Origin of the sequence: Sphingomonas sp. UV9 (assembly GCF_004101245.1) — a bacterium.
Taxonomy (GTDB): Bacteria; Pseudomonadota; Alphaproteobacteria; order Sphingomonadales; family Sphingomonadaceae; genus Sphingomonas.
This window is the reverse complement of sequence record NZ_SCIN01000002.1, coordinates 614516-633360: the sequence shown is the minus strand read 5'-3', so window position 1 is coordinate 633360 and position 18845 is coordinate 614516. Positions and strand designations below refer to the sequence as shown.

Genomic DNA, 18845 nt, shown 5'->3' with positions numbered 1-18845 from the left:
CCGCCGCTCGGGAGAGCGACGGTCCTTTCGAACGGTCGGGTCAGTCGTGTCTTACTTGATCTTGACCGGCAGGAACTGCGCGGGACCACGGGCCCGCTTGACCTGCAACAAGACCTGCGGGCGCCCTGCCGACTTCGCAGTGGTCACAGCGGTCTGGACGTCGGCCGCGGTACGGACCGGCGTGCCGTTGACCGACATGATGACGTCGCCGCGCTTGAGCTTGCCATACGCATCGCTGGTCTGCGCGACCACGGCGATGACGACGCCCTGCGTGCCGGGCTCGACGCCGACCGCCTGTGCGATCGCCGGGGTCAGCGGCTGTACGCCGATCCCGAGCGCCGCGGCCGCCGTCGGTGCCGCGGTGCCGGAATCGTCACCGTCATCGCTATCATTGCCACCGAAGCCCTGTGCGTCACCACCCAGCGTCTCAGCGAGCTTGTCCGGGCTCGGACGCGGTACGACGACCACGTTGGCGGTCGTCGGCTTGCCGTTGCGCAGGATATCGAGACGCGCGGTCTGGCCGGGCTTCACGTTCGAGACGAGGTACGACAGCGACTGGTCGACCGTAACCGCCTGGCCGTTGACCTTGGTCACGACGTCGCCCGCGCGCACGCCGGCCTTCGCCGCCGGGCCGCCTGCGGTCACGTCGTTGATCAACTCGCCCTGGTTCTTGGGGATGCCGAGCGCCGCTGCGGTATCCTCGTTGATCGTGCCGCCTGGCTGCAACTGCACGCCGATATAGCCGCGCTCGATCGTGCCGCCCTTCATGAAGGTGGCGATGATCGGCTTGGCGACCGCCGCGGGGATCGCGAACCCGATACCGATATTCCCGCCCGACTGGCTGAAGATCTGCGAGTTCACGCCGATCACGTTGCCGTTGAGGTCGAACATCGGGCCGCCCGAGTTTCCCTGGTTGATCGAGGCATCGGTCTGGATGAAGCGGTCATACGCGCCGCCCTGGCCGGTGACGCGGTTGATCGCCGAGACGATACCCGCGGTCACGGTGCCGCCGAGGCCGAACGGCTCGCCGATCGCGACGACCCAGTCACCGACGCGTGCGCCGTTCGAATCGCCGAACTTCACGAACGGCAAGTTGGCCGCATCGATCTTCAGCAGCGCGAGATCCGATTCCTGATCCTTGCCGATGACCTTGGCGACATATTCCTTCTTGTCGCTGAGCGTGACCGTGATCGAATCGACCGTCGCGCCCTGCGCACCCGGCGAGATCACGTGGTTGTTCGTGACGACATAGCCATCCGGCGAGATCAGGAAGCCCGAGCCGAGCGAGGCGCCCTCGCGCTTGACCGGGGGAGCGCCTGGAGCGCCGCCGCCCATGCCGCCGAACAGCTCGCCGAACGGCGTACCCGCGAACGGATTGGCCTGCTGCTTCTGGACGATCGTCTGCTTGGTCGAGATGTTGACGACCGCGGGCTGGAGCCGCGCGACCATGTCGGCGAAGCTCATCGGCGCGCCGGGTTTCGGCGACACGGCCTGGATCGCACCGGGTTCGTTCTGCGCGACCTGCGCACCGCTGGGCTGGAGCGCGAGCGTCGCGGTCGCGCCGCCGAGGAGAAGAGCACTGGTAATGGCGTAGGCGTAACGCACTAGATGTTGTCCTCTCGTTTCATCAATCGAAACAGGTACCTCGTAGGTACGCCGTTCTGAACAATGCTTGAATATGAACAGGCGTTCAAAGGTTCCGCAGGCTCAACGCCCGCGGCCCTCGAATTGCTTCAGATAACTGTTGCTCGGCGAAAGAATGATCGAGGTCGACCCTTCCGGAGCCTGCCCGCCATCCGCGCCAAACGTGTGGCGATACGACTGCATCGCGCGGTAGAAGTCGTAGAAATCGGCATCCTTGCCGAAGCTCTCGGCATAAATCTTCGCCGAGTCCGCATCGGCCTGCGCACGGACGATCTGCGCCTGCTTCTGGCCCTCGGCACGGATCGTGATTGCCTCCTGCTGGCGTGCGCTCGACATCCGCTTGAGCGCGCTTTCGAGCGGCAAGCCGACCGGCAGATTCGCCTGCTTGATACGGACGTCGACGATCTCGACACCGTACTGGCTGGCAACGCGCTGGAGGCCCTTCTGGATGTTATCCATCAGTTCCGAGCGCTCGGGGCTCAACAATTCGACGAAGCGCCGCTTGCCGAGCTCGTTGCGCAGCGCCGACCCGAGGATCGGGCGAAGCTGATCGGGGATCCGGTCCTCGCTGCCGACCGCGTTCCGCATCTTGCGCGGATCGACGATCCGGTAGCGCGCATAGGCATCCACCTCCAGGCGGAGCTGATCGGTCGACAGCACCAGCGTGTTGTCGAGCTCCAGATCCTGCACGCGCTTGTCGATCCAGACGATCCGGTCGACGAACGGGATACGCGCGATCAGGCCGGCGCCGGTCTGGCCGAACGCGGTGTTGGGCTGCCAGGCGTTCACCGTACGGATCGGCTGGCCGAATCGCAGGATCACCGCCTGCTTGGTCTCGGGCACGATCGCGAAGGTTGCCGCGGCGACGATCACCAGCAGCAGCGCGACGATCCCGGCGACGATCGGGTTGCGGAAACTCACGGCGTTCACTGGGCAGCTCCAGGCTGAGCTTGGGGTGCCGCGGCGGCAGCGGCAGGCTGCGCGACCTCGGGGTTGGGCAGGCGTTTGGCGTTCGACAGCGGCAGATACGGCACGACACCGCCCGGCGTCTCGACGATCGTCTTATCGCTCTTTGCGAGCACCGCCTCCATCGTCTCGTAATACATGCGGCGGCGGGTCACCACGGGAGCGAGCTTGTACTGCTCATACACCTTGTCGAACGACGCGGCCTCGCCCTGCGCGCGCGCAACGACCTGCTGCGCGTACGAGCGCGACTGGTTGAGGTTAGCGATCGCCTCCTGCTGCGCGGCGGTAACCGCGTTGAAGTCCTCGACGATCCGGGCGGGCGCAGCGGCCTGCTTGATCGCGACGCCCTGGATGCGGACGCCGGACTTGTAGTCGTCCAGGATCTGCTGCGTCATGTCCGCGACACGCTGTTCGATCACGGTGCGGCCCGTACCGATCGCCTGGTCGAGCGTCGTGGTAGCGACCACCGCGCGCATCGCGCTCTCGGCGGCGGCACGGACGGTCTCGTTCGGCTCGGCAAGCTGGAACACGTAATCACGCGGATCGGCGATGTCCCAGCGTACCGAGTATGCGAGGTCGATGATGTTCTGGTCGCCGGTCAGCGTCAGGTTCTCGCCCTCACCTACGGGGAAGTTGTCGGTGCGGATCTTCTGCACGTCGACCACCATCACATTGGCGATCGGTGCGGGCATCGTCAGGCGGATGCCCGGATCGAGCGTACCGGCATATTTGCCGAAATACGTGACCACGCCGCGCTGCTGCGGGCCGATCTGATGCACCGAGGTGAACAGGATCCAGACGACCGCGATGATCGCGACGCCGATCGCCCAGAGCGCGCGGGCGTTGGCGCCAGACGGCAGGCCGCCGAAGCCGCCATTGCCGCCGCCCCCGCCGCCCGAGCCGCGCGCCTTGCGCAGGAACTCGTCGAGCGCGGTCGGCTTGGCCGCGGGTTTGCGACCGCCGGGCGGCAAGGCCCAGGGGTTGCGTGGACCAGGGTTACCGTCGTCGCCCGAACCGCCCCAAGGGCCTTTCGGTGTTTCGGTCGCGAGGATATCGGGGCGCCGGAACCAGCGCGAGAAGATCGTCATACCAACCTTTATAGGTGTGCGGCGGCGGAAAAACAGTGCCAAGCGCCCTTAGCGGCCCTATCTGGCCACGATGATTGATATCGAAGCGGTAAAGGCGGCGGTTGCCGCAGTGGCGGGCAAGCGGGCGACGGTCCGGCTCGAGGGGACACGAGCCGGCATCATCATCGATGCGACCGGGCTCGACCCGCAGGCGCGCGACGCGCTGGAGGCGACCGTGCGGATGGCCGCGACGCAACCCGGCGTGACAGAAGTGCGGATCGCGGTGACGGCCGAACGCTCGACCCGCCGGCTGATCGCGGTCGCCAGCGGCAAGGGCGGCGTCGGCAAATCGACGCTTGCCGCCAATCTCGCCATCGCCATGTCGCGCGCCGGTCGCCGCGTAGGGCTGGTCGACGCCGATATCTACGGTCCGTCCCAGCCCCGCCTGATGAACGTCGAGGGCACACGCCCGACCGCCAAGGACAAGGTGCTCGACCCCGTCCCGACCCCGTACGGCGTGCCGCTGCTGTCGATGGGGCAGCTCGTCGAGCCGGGCAAGGCCATCGCCTGGCGCGGGCCGATGGCGGCGGGCGCGCTCGGGCAACTCGTCGAAGCGGACTGGGGCCTGACCGACACGCTCGTGCTCGATCTCCCGCCCGGCACCGGCGACGTGCAGCTGACGATGGTCCAGAAATACCGTCCTGCCGGCGCGGTGATCGTCTCGACTCCGCAGGATCTGGCGCTGATCGACGCGCGCCGGGCGATCGACCTGTTCGAGAAGGCCGGCATCCCCATCATCGGTCTCGTCGAGAACATGGCCGGCTATATCTGCCCGCATTGCGGCGAAGCGTCCGACCCGTTCGGCAATGGCGGCGCGGAGGCAGCGGCACGCGAACTGGGCATTCCGTTTCTCGGCCGCGTGCCGCTGACGATCTCGATCCGCACCGCTTCCGATGCAGGCACACCGCCGGCCGCGAGTCCGGACGACAGTGTATTCATGCCGATTGCGGCTCAGGTCGTCGCATGGCTCGGAAAACTGTGAAACCGGCAGGCCCGCTCGACGTTATCTGATTACCGGTCGTACCCGACGCGTAGGGTTGCGGTACGAGCGGACCAGGTTTCCCCCGACAGGAGGCATCGATGCCGTTGACCGCCGATGCCGATATCAAGAGCTTGCTCGAAAGCGCGCGGACCATCGCGATGATTGGCGCGTCCGATCGCCCCGACCGTCCCTCCTATGGCGTGATGGCCAAGCTTCAGGCGCACGGCTACCGCGTGATCCCGGTCAATCCGCAGATCACCGGCGAGCATATCCACGGCGAGTTCGTCTTCCGCGACCTGTCGCAGCTCGGCGACCCGATCGACATCGTCGACATCTTCCGTAATTCGGCTGCGGCCGGCGACGCGGTCGACCAAGCGATCGCGGCGGGCGCGAAGGCGGTGTGGATGCAGCTCGGCGTCGTCAACGAGGCGGCGGCGGCGCGTGCCGAGGCCGCTGGACTCCAGGTCGTCATGGACCGCTGTCCGGCCATCGACATCCCGCGGCTCGGCGTCGCCAAGGTCGAAGCGGCGTCCGGCGACTAACCGTCGCCGAATGGTGCTTGCCGCGCGCGGCCAACCTCGTCATTCTGTATCTGGCTTTGCCCGGAGGCGATCATGCTCGCTATGCTGCTGTCGATACTCGTCGAGGATCCGCTGATGACTACCGCGAAGTCACGAATGGCCGCGGAGCAACGGTGCCAGCCCAGCGCTAACGAAACAGACATCACGATCTGCGGCATGCGCAAGGCCGATCGTTACCGCGTGCCCTTCGAGACGCGGACCGTCGATCGCCGGGATATGGTGGCGGAACAGCGCGCGACCTTGGTCCATGCGCGCACGCCGATGGAAGACATGGGTCCCTTTCTGATAGGCGGGGGCAGTGCAGGGGTTCGCGCTACTGTCGGGTTTGGTCCTGGCGAAGGCTCGGGGGACGTGACCGCTAGCGGCATGCGCCCACCTGCGCCGTGATGCTGTGATGCTCATAACCGCCACGTTGCTGATTCTCGCCCAGGCGACTGCTCCCGCACCTGCGACGCAAACGCCGCGTGCCGAGCGTTTCTCGATTTTGGTCGATCCCTGCGCCTCCGCATCGCAGGACGGCAATGAGATCATCGTTTGCGGGGCGACCGCCAAGAACAGCCCGCGTCTGCCGATGCGCGACGACCGCGGGCCGCCCGATCACGCGGTCGCCTCCAACCCGAAACTCAGCGCGGTCCGCGCGCTCAATCTGGAGTCCACGCCGTGCGCCGCGAGCCAGCGCGGATGCCAGGTCGGGTTCGGCCCACCGATCGCCCCGATCGCCAAGGCCGCGGTCGGGCTGATCAAAAGCGCGCTCGCCAAGAAGCCTGACAAGACCGGGCGCGTGCCGATCGACCTCGACGGTCCCGTCGGTACCGTCAACTAAGGCTTTGGGGGCGCCATGATTCTGCTGTCGATCCTGTTGCAAGCCGCCACCCCGACTACACCGATCGTGGCACCGCCGCCGCAAAGCTGGTCGATCCTGAACCCGCCGGCATGCCCCGGTTCGAGCCCGACCGAGATCGTCGTCTGCGGCGGCAAGGGCACGCCCGAGCAGCGCCTGCCCCTCCCCGGCGAACGCCCGCCCCAGGATCGCCCACGCCAGCCGACCGGCGATCCGCGCGCCGCGCTGGACAATGCCGGGCGGCCCTGCCCGCCCGGCGGCTGCACGGGCGTGGATTTGCTGACGGTCCCGGTCGTCCTGATCCGCGGCATCGGCGCGCTGATCGATCCGCATAGCTGCTGCGAGAATGGCGAGGGCAAGGATCCGATGGCGCTGGTGCGAGACGTGGCGCGGAAGTTTCGGAAGAAGCCGGATACGTCGAACCGCATGCCGATCGTACTGGATGAGCCGGCGAAGTAAGGTAACGCAGCGCGTCTGCTCTTCATGTTTCCCCGCGAAGGCGGGGACCCAGGCTGGGCTCCCGCCTTTCACGGGAGAACAAGAGGGGGCAGAAACCGTAGCAATACGATGCGGCAACCGCACCCCGACGAAGGTCGGGGCCCAATTGGGGAACGCTGCCAACGAAGGGCGCGCGTCGTTACCACGGCCTTGCCAATTGGGCCCCGGCCTCCGCGGGGGTGGTAACCTCTGGGGTTGCCCGGACCTCAATCCAGAATATGCATCCACATCGGTTGCCCCACGAGACTCTGCGATCCCCGCAGTTTCTCCAGCGCCTGCGCGATCGAGCGCTCTGGGCTCTCATGCGTCACGATTGCCACCAGCACGCTGCCATCGGCGATCGCGCCACGCTGGATCAGACTCTCGATCGAGACGCCCGCATCCCGCATCGCCGCGGCGATCTCGGCCAGCACGCCGACCCGGTCCGCCACGGTGAAGCGCAGATACGCGCGCCCACGCCGCTCGCCGCTGTCCGCTTTCGACGCGGCCGTGAGCGACATCACCGGCATCGCGAACGGCGGACCGAACTCGCCCCGGGCGATGTCGATCAGGTCGGCGACCACCGCGCTCGCGGTCGGGCCGTCGCCTGCGCCGGCACCCTGGAACAGCAACCGGCCGACGAAATTACCCTCCGCCACGACCGCGTTGAGCGACCCGGTGACGTGCGCCAGCGGGTGATCGATCGGCACAAGATGCGGATGGACACGCTGGAACAGCCCGGCCGCCCCCGCCTCGGCCAGCCCGAGCAGCCGCACGCGATAGCCGAGCGCCGCCGCCTCGGCGATATCCGCGCCGAGCAGGTGACGAATGCCGCTGATCGCGACGTCGTCGAACGCCGGCTGCGTTCCGAATGCGACCGCCGCCAGGATCGACAGCTTGTGCGCCGCGTCCACGCCGTCGATGTCGAAGCTCGGATCGGACTCGGCGAACCCCAAAGCCTGCGCCTCGGCGAGCACCTCGGCGAAATCGCGGCCTTCCGATTCCATCTTCGACAAGATGAAATTGCAGGTCCCGTTGAGGATCCCGTAGACACGGGCGATCTCGTTTGCCGCCGCGCCCTCACGCAGGCCCTTGATCACGGGGATGCCGCCCGCGACCGCTGCCTCGAACTTTAGCGCAACGCCGGCGGTCTCGGCGGCCTGCGCAAGTTCGAGCCCATGATGCGCAATCATCGCCTTGTTCGCGGTGACGAAGCTGCGCCCCGCCGCCAGCGTGCTGCGCGCCAAGGTCAGCGCCGGGCCGTCCGAGCCGCCGATCAGTTCGACCACGACATCGGCGCCCGGCTGTTTCGCCAACGCGGTCGTGTCGTCGACCCACGCAAAGCGCGACAGATCGACGCCGCGATCCTTGCCGCGGTCGCGCGCGGATACTGCAACGATCTCGATCTCGCGACCGGCACGACGCGCGATCAACTCCCGGTTCGCATCCAACAACCGGATCACCCCGCCGCCGACAGTCCCCAGCCCCGCAAGGGCCACGCGCAATGGTTCGCTCATTTTCGTCCTCCACTCGCGCGTCCGGTTACGTTTCGCGGGCGGTTTGCGCAATCCTGATGACGCGGCCCGCCCCCGCCCCTATCTGGGGCGACATGACAGGCCGCTTCGACCACCTCCCGAACCGTCGCACGATTATCGATCGCCGCGCCGTCGCCGAAACCATCGCTGCCTTGGAAGGTGTCGACCCGAGCGCGCTACGTCGCGACGCGACACTGCTGCTGAAGGCCGCGCTCGAAAAGGGCCGGGTCGAGGTCGAACGCCGTCTCGTCGAACATCCGTCGCGCGGGCTCGAAGCATCCGGTGCACAGGCCTATCTGATCGACCAGTTGCTCCGCATCCTGTTCGATTTCACCACGCAACGCCTCTACCCGCTGCCCAATCCGACGATCGGCGAGCGGCTGACGATCATCGCTGTCGGCGGCTATGGCCGCGCGGAAATGGCGCCGCATTCGGACGTCGATATCGGCTTCCTCACGCCCGGCAAGCAGACGCCCTGGGCCGAGCGCGTGATCGAATCGATGCTCTATGCACTGTGGGACCTCGGATTGAAGCTCGGCCAGTCCAGCCGCTCGCTCGACGAGATGGTTCGCCAGGCCAAGGCCGACGTGACGGTCCGCACCGCGCTGCTCGAGGCGCGCTACGTCTGCGGCGATCCCGACCTCTACGAACAGGCCTCGCACCGCTTCAAGACCGAGGTCCAGGCGGACACCGCGCGGACCTTCATCGCCGATAAGCTTGCCGAACGCGACGCACGGCATCGGAAAATGGGCGACACGCGCTACGTCGTCGAGCCCAACGTCAAGGAGGGCAAGGGCGGCCTGCGCGATCTCCACGCGCTCTTCTGGATCGGCAAGTACATCTACGACGTGCAGCGCGCCGCCGAACTGGTCGGCGTCGGGCTGTTCACCAAGGCGGAATATCGCCTGTTCCACCGCGCCGACAATTTCTTCCAAGCCGTGCGCTGCCACCTGCACAGCATCACCGGCCGCGCCGAGGACCGCCTGACCTTCGACCTGCAACGCGAAATTGCGGACCGGATGCGCTTCTCCGACCGACCGGGAAAGTCGAAGGTCGAGCGGTTCATGCAGTTCTACTTCCTGCAGGCGAAGACGGTGGGCACGCTCAGCGGTGTTTTCCTTGCGCACCTCGACGAGAAGTTCGCGGCGCGGGGACGGCGTTTCGGCCTGCCGACGATCCGTCGGTCGCCGCGCAAGCTGAACGGCTTCGTGCTCGACCGCGGGCGGTTGGCGCTGCCGAGCGACGACTTCTTCCAGGCCGATCCCGAACGCCTGATCGAGATCTTCCAGCTCGCCGACAAGCACGGCGTCGAGATCCATCCGCTCGCGATGCGCGCCGCCGCTCGCGACGCGAAGCTGGTCGACGACGTTCGCAACAGCCCGACCGCCAACGCCCTCTTCCTCGACGTGCTGACCTCCCCGCGCGATCCCGAGCTCGTGCTGCGCTGGATGAACGAGGCGGGCGTGTTTGGCCGGTTCGTGCCCGATTTTGCGCGCGTCGTCGCGCAGATGCAGTTCGACATGTATCACCACTACACCGTCGACGAGCACACCATCCGTGCGATCGGCCTGCTCGCGCGGATCGAGAACGGCGTGCTGAAGGAGGATCATCCGCTCGCCAGCGCGATCTTCGAACAGATCGTCTCGCGGCGCGCGCTGTATGTCGCGGTCCTGCTCCACGATATCGCCAAGGGCCGCGGCGGCGATCATTCGATCCTCGGCGCGGAGGTGGCGCAGCGGCTGTGCCCGCGCTTCGGGCTGACGCCCGCAGAGACCGAGACGGTCGCGTGGCTGGTGCGCTGGCATTTGCTGATGTCGGCAACCGCGTTCAAGCGGGACCTCAGCGACTTCAAGACGATCCTCGATTTCTGCGATGTGGTGCAGAGCCCGGAACGTCTCCGCCTGCTGCTCACACTGACGATCGTCGACATCCGCGCGGTGGGACCAGGCGTCTGGAACGGCTGGAAACGCCAGTTGCTCGGCGATCTGTACGAGTCTGCCGAAGAGGTGCTGCGCCTTGGCCACAAGCAGAAGGGCCGTGCCGAACGCATCGCGGCCAAGCAGGAGCATCTGCGCGATGCGCTCGGCTGGGACGAGGCGACGTTCGCGACGCTGGTCCACCGACTGCCCGAAGCGTATTGGATCGCCGAACCCGAGGACGTGCTCGCGCACAATGCCCGCTTCCTCGCGACCACCGGCGACGCGCAGCTTGCGATCGACGCGCACGTCTATCCAGGCCGCGGCGCTACCCTGGTGACGATCTACGCGGCCGATCATCCGGGGCTATTCTACCGCATCGCCGGCGCGATCCACGTCGCCGGCGGCAACATCATCGATGCGCGAATCCACACCACGCGCGACGGCATGGCGGTCGACAACTTCCTGGTGCAGGATCCATTTGGGCGCCCCTTCGATGGAACCGAACAGGTGTCACGGTTGAAGACGGCGATCGAGGATGCGCTGGCCAACCGCGGCAAGCTTGCCGACCGACTGGTGGCGAAGGCTTTGCCCCGGACGCGCGCGGAGGCGTTCGACATCGTCCCCAATGCGCTGGTCGACAACAAGGCGTCGAATCGGTTCACCGTCGTCGAGGTGAACGCGCGAGATCGGCCGGCGCTGCTCAACCAGCTCGCCAACGCGCTGTTCCAGTCGAAGGTGACGATTCACTCCGCACATGTCGCGACGTACGGCGAGCGCGCGGTGGATACGTTCTACATCACTGACCTGACGGGGGACAGGATTACGCAGCCGGCCCGGTTGAAGACGCTGGAACGCCGGTTGCTGGCGGCGGCGGCGGGCGAAGAGATCGACCTGGCGGCGTAGCCGCTACCCCTATCTCGTCATCCCCGCGCAGGCGGGGATCCAGATTCTCAAACGTTCGCGGTTTCGCCGCTAGGTCAGCCAGTATGGGTTCCCGCCTCCGCGGGAATGACGGGAGAGGAACACGAAAAAGCCGGCCCGCAGAAACCTGCGAGCCGGCTTTTCACTTGAGGCTATCCGATCAGAAGCGCGAGCGGAGCGTCAGGCCGTAGGTGCGTGGCTCGGCCAGGAACGCCGAGTAGAGCGCGTTGCCGGTGCCGCCATACGCAGCGACGTTGGCTGAGGAGCCTGCACCCTGGAACGGCGTGTTGAACGCAACCTGGATGTAGTTCTTGTTGAACACATTCTGTGCCCAGAACTCCAGCGCCCAGATCTGGTCCTTGCCGCGCAGACCGACGCGGGCGTTGACCACCGCAAAGCCATCCTGCTTCTTCTCCGGGGCCAGATCCGACCCGGTGTTGTAGTCGGACGACAGGCGGCTATCGACGTAGAACAAGCCCGACAGGCCGTTCGAACCGATATCCGGCGTCCAGGCGAACGACGTGGTGACGACGTTCTTCGGCGCATTCGACAACTGGCTGCCCGGCAGCAGGAAGAGCGAACGGTCGAGCGCCTCGCCGGTGGTCGAGCTGCCGACCAGGTTCTTGCGGGCAAACGTGTCGGCATAGGTGTAGCCCGCGGTGAAGGTGACCTGCTTGATCGGCGACATCGTCGCTTCGAGCTCGACACCCTGCGAGATCACGCCCGCTTTGGTCGACCGGTTCGGGGCGCAGGTGCCGGTCTGTGCACCGGTGACGGGGTTGAAGCCGTTATCGCTGTCGAGCCCGTTGAGGTTGTCCTTGCACCCCTGGATATTCTGCACGACGAAGATCGAGCCGTTGAACGTGTTGAGCTGGAAATCGGTGAATTCCTGACGGAACGCAGCGACGTTCAGGGTAAAGCGACGCGTGTTGAACTTCGCGCCGATCTCGTAGTTGTTCACCTTCTCCGCGTTGAACTGCAAGCCCGCAGCGTCGGCATTGGTACGCCCGGACAATACGCCGTTGACGCCGCCCAGATCCGAGCGATCGAGATTGTAGCCGCCAGCCTTGTAGCCCTTGGCATAGGATGCGTAGGTCAGCAGCTTTGTGAACGGCTTCCAAGAGAGGACCGCCGTGCCGGTGAATTCGCCGTCGCCGAAGCTGTCGTTGAGATTCAACCCGTTCAACGCCGTGCTCGAATTGCCCGTGCAGGTGAGCGTCACGATACCCTGCGCGAACGCCGTCACGCCGCTCTGCGTCTGCGTCAACGGCGCGAGCGCTGCCTGCTGGATCGGGCAGACGCTATTGTTGTTGTTGAACTTGGCGCGGAAATCCTTCTGCTCGTGTGTGTAGCGCAGGCCACCGGTAAGCGAGAGCGTGTCGGTCAGGTGAAGGATGTTGTGCGTGAAGAAGGCGTAATTCTCGCTCTTCTGCCGGTAGACCGTGCCCGAATCACCCACATTGTTGACGCCGCCGCCCAGGCCCGGACCGCCAGTCAGCCGGTCGAGCGCCGACGTGATCAGGCCCCCTGCTGGACCAAAGGCGCCAGCGATTGTCGCCCGTCCGAGTGCGCTCATGCAGCCCGGGTTGTTCTGGTTTTGCAGCGCGGTGACAGGGCTGACCGTCGCGACGAGGCGGCAGGCTGCGAACTGACCGTACTGCGCACCGAACTTCGCGTTGTCGACGAGCTTTAGCTTCTCGTTCGAGTAGAAACCACCGACCAACCAGTCGAGCTTTTCGTTGAACAGCGAGCCCTGGAGGCGCGCTTCCTGCGTAAAGGTCTTGAACTGGCGATAGGCGTTGCCGTCGTCGGCACGGTTGGTCAGATCGATGTTCGTATAGTCGATGTCGCTAGCATTGCCCGACTTATACTCACGATACGATGTGATCGAGGTAAAGGTCGCGCCGCCCAGATCCCAGTCGGCCTGCAGCGAGCCGCCATAATCCTTCGTGGTGTTCCGGTAGGTCTGACCGGGCGTCACCGCCACCTCACGGCTGTACGGATTGGCCGTATTGCCGGCCAGCGGGAACACGGCACCCTGCCGGCGCAGGATCTCGGTAATCCGGTTGGTGGCATTGTTGACCACCGCGCCATCGGTGTTGACCGTCGCGAAGAACGGCGCGACGCCAGCGGCATTGGCCGTCGGATCGGTCGTCTCGACCTGGCTGTAATACACCGCGCCGCAGCAGCTTTCCTTACGATGCGAATAGTCGCCGATCAGGCGGAAGCTCAGGCGATCGGTCGGCTTGAACAGAAGCTGCCCGCGAACGAAATAGCGATCGCGATCGTTGATGCGGCTTTCGCTGCCGTTGGCCGCCGTGACGTTCTTGTAGAAACCGTCGCGCTTCACGAACACGCCGTCGACACGGAAGGCAAGCTGGTCACCAATCAGCGGACCGGTGATGCCGGCAGCTAGGCGCTTCTGGTCGTAATTGCCGTAGGTCGCTTCGGCGTTGCCGTGCCAGTCGAATTCCGGCGAGCGGGTGATGATGTTGATGAGACCCGCCGACGCGTTGCGACCGAACAGCGTGCCCTGCGGGCCGCGGAGAACCTCGACCCGGTCGATTTCGCCGAGTTCGTTGAGGCCGACGCCCGTGCGGCTGCGATAGACGCCGTCGATGAACACCGCGACCGAGCTTTCGAGCCCGGGGTTGTCACCGACCGTACCGATGCCACGAATACGCGCGGACGCGTTCGATTCGTTGCCGGTCGACGAGATCAGCAGCGATGGTGCGAGCTGGTTGAGCGAGCGGATGTCGCTACCGCCCGAATTCTGCAACGCCTCCTGCCCGACCGCGGATACCGCGATCGGTACGTTCGACAGGCGCTCGGAGCGGCGGGTTGCGGTGATGACGATGTCGCTCGCGTTCCCGCCTTCGTCGGCGGCAGCGCTGGCTGCGCGCGTCGTATCGGCGTCGGTTGCGCCGTTGGTCTGGCCCGCGACCGAGGCGTTGGCAGTCCCCTGCGACGGCGTCGCCTGCGCTTCGACGGTGGAGGTCGCCTGCTGGGCGAACGCCGGTGTGACGATCGCAGCCGTCGCAACGGCGGACAACAGATATGCGGTCATACGCATCGGCATTCTCTCCCTGGACGTGTCCGAATGTTTTCGAACTTATGGTTTGGACGTTAGGTAGAGATATATAGCGTCGAACGTCTAGTAATTTCCGCATACGGAAAGAGATTTTTGAATAGTGTGTCTCCAAATCGTCACAGAGTGACAGGCAGCAAACCCTAGTTTCAAATCGCAACGATTCTGTGAATCGGACTGCTAGCGCTCCCATGTGTCCGAGCCGGCCGTCGCCCGCCGGAATCGTAACTCTTGCCACGAACTGCAGCCACCCGGAGGCGCACAAGGGATTGGCCACCCATTTCGCACTGAGCCGCCGAATCGACGATCATCGCACGACATGAAAAAGGCCGGCCAATCCCTCGGGACCGACCAGCCTTTCACTGCGCGTCAAACGGAGCGAGCCGCTTGGCCGTTACTTCGGAGCGAGAACCATCAGCATCTGACGGCCTTCCATGCGCGGATACGCCTCGATCTTGGCGATCTCCGCGACGTCGTCCTGCACGCGCTTCAACAGGTTCATGCCCAGCTGGCCGTGGCTCAGCTCGCGGCCACGGAAACGCAGCGTGATCTTGACCTTGTCGCCCTCGCCGATGAAGTCGTTCACCTTCTTCATCTTCGTGTCGTAGTCATGGTCGTCGATGTTCGGACGCATCTTGATCTCCTTGATCTCCTGCGTCTTCTGCGACTTGCGTGCGAGGTTGGCCTTCTTCTGCGCCTCGTACTTGAACTTGCCGACATCGAGGAACTTAGCGACGGGCGGATCAGCGTTGGGCGATACCTCGACCAGGTCGAGGCCATGCTCGGCCGCCTGCTCCATCGCTTCGCGCGTGAACATGACGCCAAGGTTCTCGCCCTCGTGATCGATCACGCGGACCTTCTGGCTCTGGATGAATTCGTTGAATCGCGGACCGTTCATCGCGGGCGTCTGCATCGGCCGGCGTATCGTGGGAGGACGTATGGGGGTTGCTCCTGAAGTTTCTGACAAAGTATTTGGGCTGGCATATAGCGCAAAACCACGCGCTCGGAAAGCCAGCCCCGTCTAGTTTACATATCGGGAGCGCGTGCCTCATCCGCAACCCGCGCCGCGGCATCGGCGAGCGCCATCATCTCCTGGCCCTGGCTGCCGAGACGCCGGATCGCAACGGTGCCCTCGTCCGCCTCGCGCTTGCCGACCACGAACAGTAGCGGCACCTTCGCCAGCGAATGCTCGCGCACCTTGTAGTTGATCTTCTCGTTGCGCAGGTCGGTCTCGACGCGAAGCCCCGCCTTGCGGAGATCGGCAGCAACCTGCTCGGCATAGTCGTCGGCGTCCGAGACGATCGTCGCGACCACCACCTGGACCGGCGCCAGCCAGAGCGGGAAGCGACCGGCATGATGCTCGATCAGGATGCCGATGAAGCGCTCGAACGTGCCGAGGATCGCGCGGTGCAGCATCACCGGGCGATGGCGCTCGCCGTCCGCGCCGACATAGGACGCATCGAGTCGTTCGGGCAGCACGCGGTCCGACTGGATCGTGCCGACCTGCCACGTCCGCCCGATCGCGTCGGTCAGGTGGAATTCGAGCTTCGGCGCATAGAATGCCCCCTCGCCCGGCAATTCCTCGAACTTCGCCTTGATCGACTCCGACAGGCTCGAGCCGAGCACCGCCTCGCGCAGTTCGCTCTCCGCCTTGTCCCACATCTCTTCGGAACCGAACCGCTTCTCGGGGCGCAGCGCGAGCTTCACCGCATAATCCTCGAAGCCGAGATCGCGGTAGACGCTGTCGAGCAGCTCGCAGAATTGCTGGACCTCGACGACGAGCTGGTCCTCGCGGCAGAAGATATGCGCGTCGTCCTGCGTGAACTGGCGAACACGCATGATGCCGTGCAGCGCGCCGTGCGGCTCGTTGCGGTGGCAGCAGCCGAACTCGGCGAGGCGCAGCGGCAGGTCGCGGTACGACTTGATCCCCTGACGGAAGATCAGCACGTGCGCCGGACAGTTCATCGGCTTGAGCGCCATCAGCTCGGCCTTGCCGGTGAAGATCTCGCCCTCGTCCTCGGGGTTCGGGATCTCGTCGGGCACCACGAACATGTTCTCGCGGTACTTGCCCCAATGGCCGGACTGCTCCCACTGCTTGGCGTCCATCAGCTGCGGCGTCTTTACTTCCTCATAACCCGCGGCATCGAGCCGACGACGCATATACGCCTCCAGCTGACGCCACAGGATATAGCCCTTGGGATGCCAGAATACCGAGCCCTGCGCCTCGGACTGGAGGTGGAACAGGTCCATCTCCGCGCCGATCTTCCGGTGATCGCGCTTGGCGGCTTCCTCGAGACGGAAGAGATGCTGGTCGAGCTGCTTCTTGTTGAGCCAGCCGGTGCCGTAGATGCGGCTGAGCATCGCGTTCTTCTGGTCGCCGCGCCAATAGGCGCCCGACACGCGCGTCAGCTTGAACGCGGCCGGGTCGAGCTTGCCGGTCGAGACCATGTGCGGGCCGCGGCACATGTCGAGCCATTCGCCCTGGCGGTAGATCGTCAGCTCCTCGCCCTCGGGGAGTTCGGCGGCCCATTCGGCCTTGAACGTCTCGCCCTGCTCGGTCCAGCGGTCGATCAGTTGCTGACGCGACCAGACCTCACGCACGAACGGCTCGTTGCGCGCGATGATCGCGCGCATCTCGGCCTCGATCGCGGGCAGGTCCTCGTCGGTGAACGGGCGCTCTTTCGGCGCGAAGTCGTAATAGAATCCGTCGTCGGTGGCGGGACCGAAGGTGATCTGCGTGCCGGGGAACAGATGCTGCACCGCCTCCGCCATGACGTGGGCGAGATCGTGGCGGACGAGTTCGAGCGCGTCGGCCTCGTCGCGCGCGGTCACCAGCGCGAGGTTGGTGTCCTCCTCGAACGGCCGCCCCAGATCGCGAACCTGCCCGTCGATCTTCGCGGCGAGCGCCGCCTTAGCGAGGCCCGGCCCGATCGCCGCAGCGACGTCTGCGGGGGTAGTCCCGGGCGCAACCTCGCGGACGGAACCGTCGGGAAGCGTGATTCGGAACATTGCAGACATGGGAGACTTTCTCTCGGGATTGGTGCGTGCGAGCGCGCGTGGCACCCAGTGCATATGGGCGTGTATATAAGGCGATCCGCGAAGAGGGCTACTCCAGACGGACATGGCGGGCGCGCGCAGCATGGCGGCGACGGTTGGGAGACGGTGATGTTGGGTATTTTGCTGATGCTGTCCGCCGCCGCTGCGCCCGTCCCCACGCCCGCGCCGCGGTGCGCGCCGACCCGGCTGGCGGCGTGCCGTGATACGAACCAGCTTGTCGCGTCGCCGGCGTTCACGGCTGCGGTCCGACGCTTCATCGGCAACCGCAAGGCGAGCTATCTCTACAAGGACGGCGATGTCGCCGCGCAGCAGATCGAGGTGCTGGGCGGCCCGCCCGAGGAGCCGGCGCGGATCGGCGAACTGTACCGCTTCACTGCATGCCGCGCGCATAGCTGCCCGGAAAAGGGCGCGGCGGTGCTCGATACCGCCGGCGGGATCGTGGCGCTGGCGATCCTCTATTCGCCGTGCGCGACGGCGGACACGCGCGACTGCAACCGCCGGGACGACCTCGTCGTGTTCATGCGCGAGCGGGACCGTTTGCAGCGCGTCGAAGTCGTTGCGAATTTGCGGGCTTGGGCGGTGGAGCAGGTTGCGGGAAGCTACACGCTGCCGGGCCAGCCGAAGCTGCGGTTTGGGGGCGTGACGGTGATCGATCCGGCGGGGACCGTAGCCCCAGGGGCGGCGATACCGCGAGCTGTAATCCCGACGCGCTGAACTAGGACCGGGGCCCGCCCTACCCCGTCATCCCAGCGAAAGCTGGAATCTCTCGGTTCGAGTTACAGCACTCGCCAACCGGGATACCCCAGCTTTCGCTGGGGTGACGGAACGGCTGGGTTGAGGGACGGGCGGAGACCCTCAAACCACCCCGAACGGCACCACCCGGTTGGCCTGCGTATGGCCGATCTCCGCACGCCCGAGATACGGCACGCCCATGTCGCGCGACCAGCGGATCATCATGTAGTCGAGCGTCTCGCCCCAGGGCGGGTCGTTCTCCTGCACCGCCGTCACCGCGCCGAGCCGCAATCCGGCGATGCCCTTCAACTGAGTCGCGTTGGCGACCTTGAACAGCATCCGGTCGATCGCATACATCGCCTCCGACACCTCCTCGACGATCAGCACGTGATCGGTGAGGTCGGGCAGCCACGGCGTGCCGATCAGCGAGGTCAGGATGCTGAGGTTGAACGCCGCCGACGGCCGCCCATCCAGCCCCGGCTCCAGCCCGGCGCGATTCCCCCGCACCATCCATCCGAGCGCCCGCGCCACCGTCGCCTCGCCATCGTGGCGGTTGATATCGCTGACCATCGGTCCGTGCACCGGTCGGCCGATCCGCCGGGCATAGAGCGCGCCGAGCAGGAAGCCGACGTCGGAATAGCCGAGATATGTCTTGTGCCGCGCGGCGCGGCCAAGCTCGGGCATGACCATCGCGAGGATACGGTTCGAACCATAGCCGCCACGCAGGAACCAGATCGCATCGAATGCAGGGTCGTTGGCGTACTCCAGGAACGCCGCGGCCCTGCGAAAGTCCGAGCCCGCGAAATGGCCGTCGGTCTCCAGGCATTGCGGATGGAAGACCAGCTCGACCTCCGGGAACGCGGTGGCCGCATAGGCGGTGATCTTGGCGATCGCCGCGGGATTGGTCCGGCTCGACGCGGCGAGGACACCGATGCGCATTGTTCGTGTTCCCGACCTTGCCCCGTTACCCAACCG

Annotated in this window: 15 protein-coding genes; 7 read left to right on the top strand and 8 right to left on the bottom strand. The window is 65.7% G+C overall.

The window, feature by feature from the left end; all coding sequences use genetic code 11:
* Positions 1–51: 51 nt before the first annotated feature.
* The 3 genes from EQZ23_RS09290 to EQZ23_RS09280 all read right to left on the bottom strand — a co-directional run bounded on the left by EQZ23_RS09290 (position 52) and on the right by EQZ23_RS09280 (position 3698).
* On the bottom strand, positions 52–1605 hold the full coding sequence (locus tag EQZ23_RS09290) for a Do family serine endopeptidase (protein ID WP_128454156.1): 1554 nt from the start codon (positions 1603–1605) through the stop codon (positions 52–54).
* A gap of 102 nt (positions 1606–1707) precedes the next feature.
* Positions 1708–2574: a protease modulator HflC gene (locus EQZ23_RS09285; RefSeq protein WP_206364210.1), complete on the bottom strand. Its 867-nt coding sequence runs from the start codon at positions 2572–2574 to the stop codon at positions 1708–1710.
* Positions 2571–3698, bottom strand: a complete 1128-nt coding sequence (locus tag EQZ23_RS09280; RefSeq protein WP_128454155.1) for a protease modulator HflK — start codon at positions 3696–3698, stop codon at positions 2571–2573. The genes EQZ23_RS09285 and EQZ23_RS09280 overlap by 4 nt, the downstream gene beginning before the upstream one ends.
* Positions 3699–3768: 70 nt before the next feature.
* Between EQZ23_RS09280 and EQZ23_RS09275 the strand changes: the two genes are divergently transcribed.
* From EQZ23_RS09275 to EQZ23_RS09255, 5 genes are all read left to right on the top strand, one after another.
* On the top strand, positions 3769–4719 hold the full coding sequence (locus EQZ23_RS09275) for an Mrp/NBP35 family ATP-binding protein (protein ID WP_128454154.1): 951 nt from the start codon (positions 3769–3771) through the stop codon (positions 4717–4719).
* A 98-nt stretch (positions 4720–4817) separates the two neighbouring features.
* Positions 4818–5261, top strand: a complete 444-nt coding sequence (locus tag EQZ23_RS09270) for a CoA-binding protein (RefSeq protein ID WP_128454153.1) — start codon at positions 4818–4820, stop codon at positions 5259–5261.
* 72 nt (positions 5262–5333) lie between these two features.
* Entirely contained in the window at positions 5334–5687 is a 354-nt protein-coding gene (locus EQZ23_RS09265) for a hypothetical protein (protein ID WP_128454152.1), read from the top strand.
* Positions 5688–5694: 7 nt separating this feature from the next.
* Entirely contained in the window at positions 5695–6123 is a 429-nt protein-coding gene (locus EQZ23_RS09260; protein WP_128454151.1) for a hypothetical protein, read from the top strand.
* Between the two features lie 15 nt (positions 6124–6138).
* A complete protein-coding gene (locus tag EQZ23_RS09255) occupies positions 6139–6600 on the top strand; it encodes a hypothetical protein (protein WP_128454150.1) in 462 nt (153 codons plus the stop codon).
* Positions 6601–6845: 245 nt separating this feature from the next.
* On the opposite strand, the gene EQZ23_RS09250 is transcribed toward EQZ23_RS09255, so the two are convergent.
* On the bottom strand, positions 6846–8135 hold the full coding sequence (locus EQZ23_RS09250) for a homoserine dehydrogenase (protein ID WP_128454149.1): 1290 nt from the start codon (positions 8133–8135) through the stop codon (positions 6846–6848).
* A 92-nt stretch (positions 8136–8227) separates the two neighbouring features.
* Here EQZ23_RS09250 and EQZ23_RS09245 point away from each other — a divergent pair, with 92 nt between their 5' ends.
* Complete coding sequence (locus EQZ23_RS09245; RefSeq protein ID WP_128454148.1) at positions 8228–10975, top strand: [protein-PII] uridylyltransferase; 2748 nt, start codon at positions 8228–8230, stop codon at positions 10973–10975.
* A 178-nt stretch (positions 10976–11153) separates the two neighbouring features.
* Here EQZ23_RS09245 and EQZ23_RS09240 read toward each other — a convergent pair whose 3' ends face one another.
* The 3 genes from EQZ23_RS09240 to thrS all read right to left on the bottom strand — a co-directional run bounded on the left by EQZ23_RS09240 (position 11154) and on the right by thrS (position 17099).
* Complete coding sequence (locus EQZ23_RS09240; protein ID WP_128454147.1) at positions 11154–14066, bottom strand: TonB-dependent receptor; 2913 nt, start codon at positions 14064–14066, stop codon at positions 11154–11156.
* Positions 14067–14475: 409 nt separating this feature from the next.
* Positions 14476–14994 (bottom strand): translation initiation factor IF-3, encoded by a 519-nt coding sequence (gene infC, locus EQZ23_RS09235; RefSeq protein WP_128454146.1) that lies wholly within the window; start codon positions 14992–14994, stop codon positions 14476–14478.
* A gap of 113 nt (positions 14995–15107) precedes the next feature.
* The gene (thrS, locus tag EQZ23_RS09230) at positions 15108–17099 is read right to left on the bottom strand and encodes a threonine--tRNA ligase (protein ID WP_128454145.1); all 1992 of its coding nucleotides are present in this window, start codon (positions 17097–17099) and stop codon (positions 15108–15110) included.
* A 147-nt stretch (positions 17100–17246) separates the two neighbouring features.
* On the opposite strand from thrS, the gene EQZ23_RS09225 reads away from it, so the two are divergent.
* Positions 17247–17852, top strand: a complete 606-nt coding sequence (locus EQZ23_RS09225; RefSeq protein WP_128454144.1) for a hypothetical protein — start codon at positions 17247–17249, stop codon at positions 17850–17852.
* 141 nt (positions 17853–17993) lie between these two features.
* On the opposite strand, the gene EQZ23_RS09220 is transcribed toward EQZ23_RS09225, so the two are convergent.
* Positions 17994–18809 carry an LD-carboxypeptidase gene (locus tag EQZ23_RS09220; RefSeq protein WP_128454143.1) on the bottom strand — a complete coding sequence of 272 codons (816 nt, stop codon included), beginning with the start codon at positions 18807–18809 and terminating at the stop codon, positions 17994–17996.
* Positions 18810–18845: the final 36 nt, after the last annotated feature.

Coding starts and splice junctions, on each gene's coding strand:
- EQZ23_RS09245 (WP_128454148.1), top strand. CDS start 8,228: ATGACAGGCCGCTTCGACCACCTCCCGAACCGTCGCACGATTATCGAT.
- EQZ23_RS09265 (WP_128454152.1), top strand. CDS start 5,334: ATGCTCGCTATGCTGCTGTCGATACTCGTCGAGGATCCGCTGATGACT.
- EQZ23_RS09240 (WP_128454147.1), bottom strand. CDS start 14,066: ATGCGTATGACCGCATATCTGTTGTCCGCCGTTGCGACGGCTGCGATC.
- EQZ23_RS09260 (WP_128454151.1), top strand. CDS start 5,695: ATGCTCATAACCGCCACGTTGCTGATTCTCGCCCAGGCGACTGCTCCC.
- EQZ23_RS09225 (WP_128454144.1), top strand. CDS start 17,247: ATGTTGGGTATTTTGCTGATGCTGTCCGCCGCCGCTGCGCCCGTCCCC.
- EQZ23_RS09270 (WP_128454153.1), top strand. CDS start 4,818: ATGCCGTTGACCGCCGATGCCGATATCAAGAGCTTGCTCGAAAGCGCG.
- infC (WP_128454146.1), bottom strand. CDS start 14,994: ATGCAGACGCCCGCGATGAACGGTCCGCGATTCAACGAATTCATCCAG.
- thrS (WP_128454145.1), bottom strand. CDS start 17,099: ATGTCTGCAATGTTCCGAATCACGCTTCCCGACGGTTCCGTCCGCGAG.
- EQZ23_RS09250 (WP_128454149.1), bottom strand. CDS start 8,135: ATGAGCGAACCATTGCGCGTGGCCCTTGCGGGGCTGGGGACTGTCGGC.
- EQZ23_RS09275 (WP_128454154.1), top strand. CDS start 3,769: ATGATTGATATCGAAGCGGTAAAGGCGGCGGTTGCCGCAGTGGCGGGC.
- EQZ23_RS09220 (WP_128454143.1), bottom strand. CDS start 18,809: ATGCGCATCGGTGTCCTCGCCGCGTCGAGCCGGACCAATCCCGCGGCG.
- EQZ23_RS09280 (WP_128454155.1), bottom strand. CDS start 3,698: ATGACGATCTTCTCGCGCTGGTTCCGGCGCCCCGATATCCTCGCGACC.
- EQZ23_RS09255 (WP_128454150.1), top strand. CDS start 6,139: ATGATTCTGCTGTCGATCCTGTTGCAAGCCGCCACCCCGACTACACCG.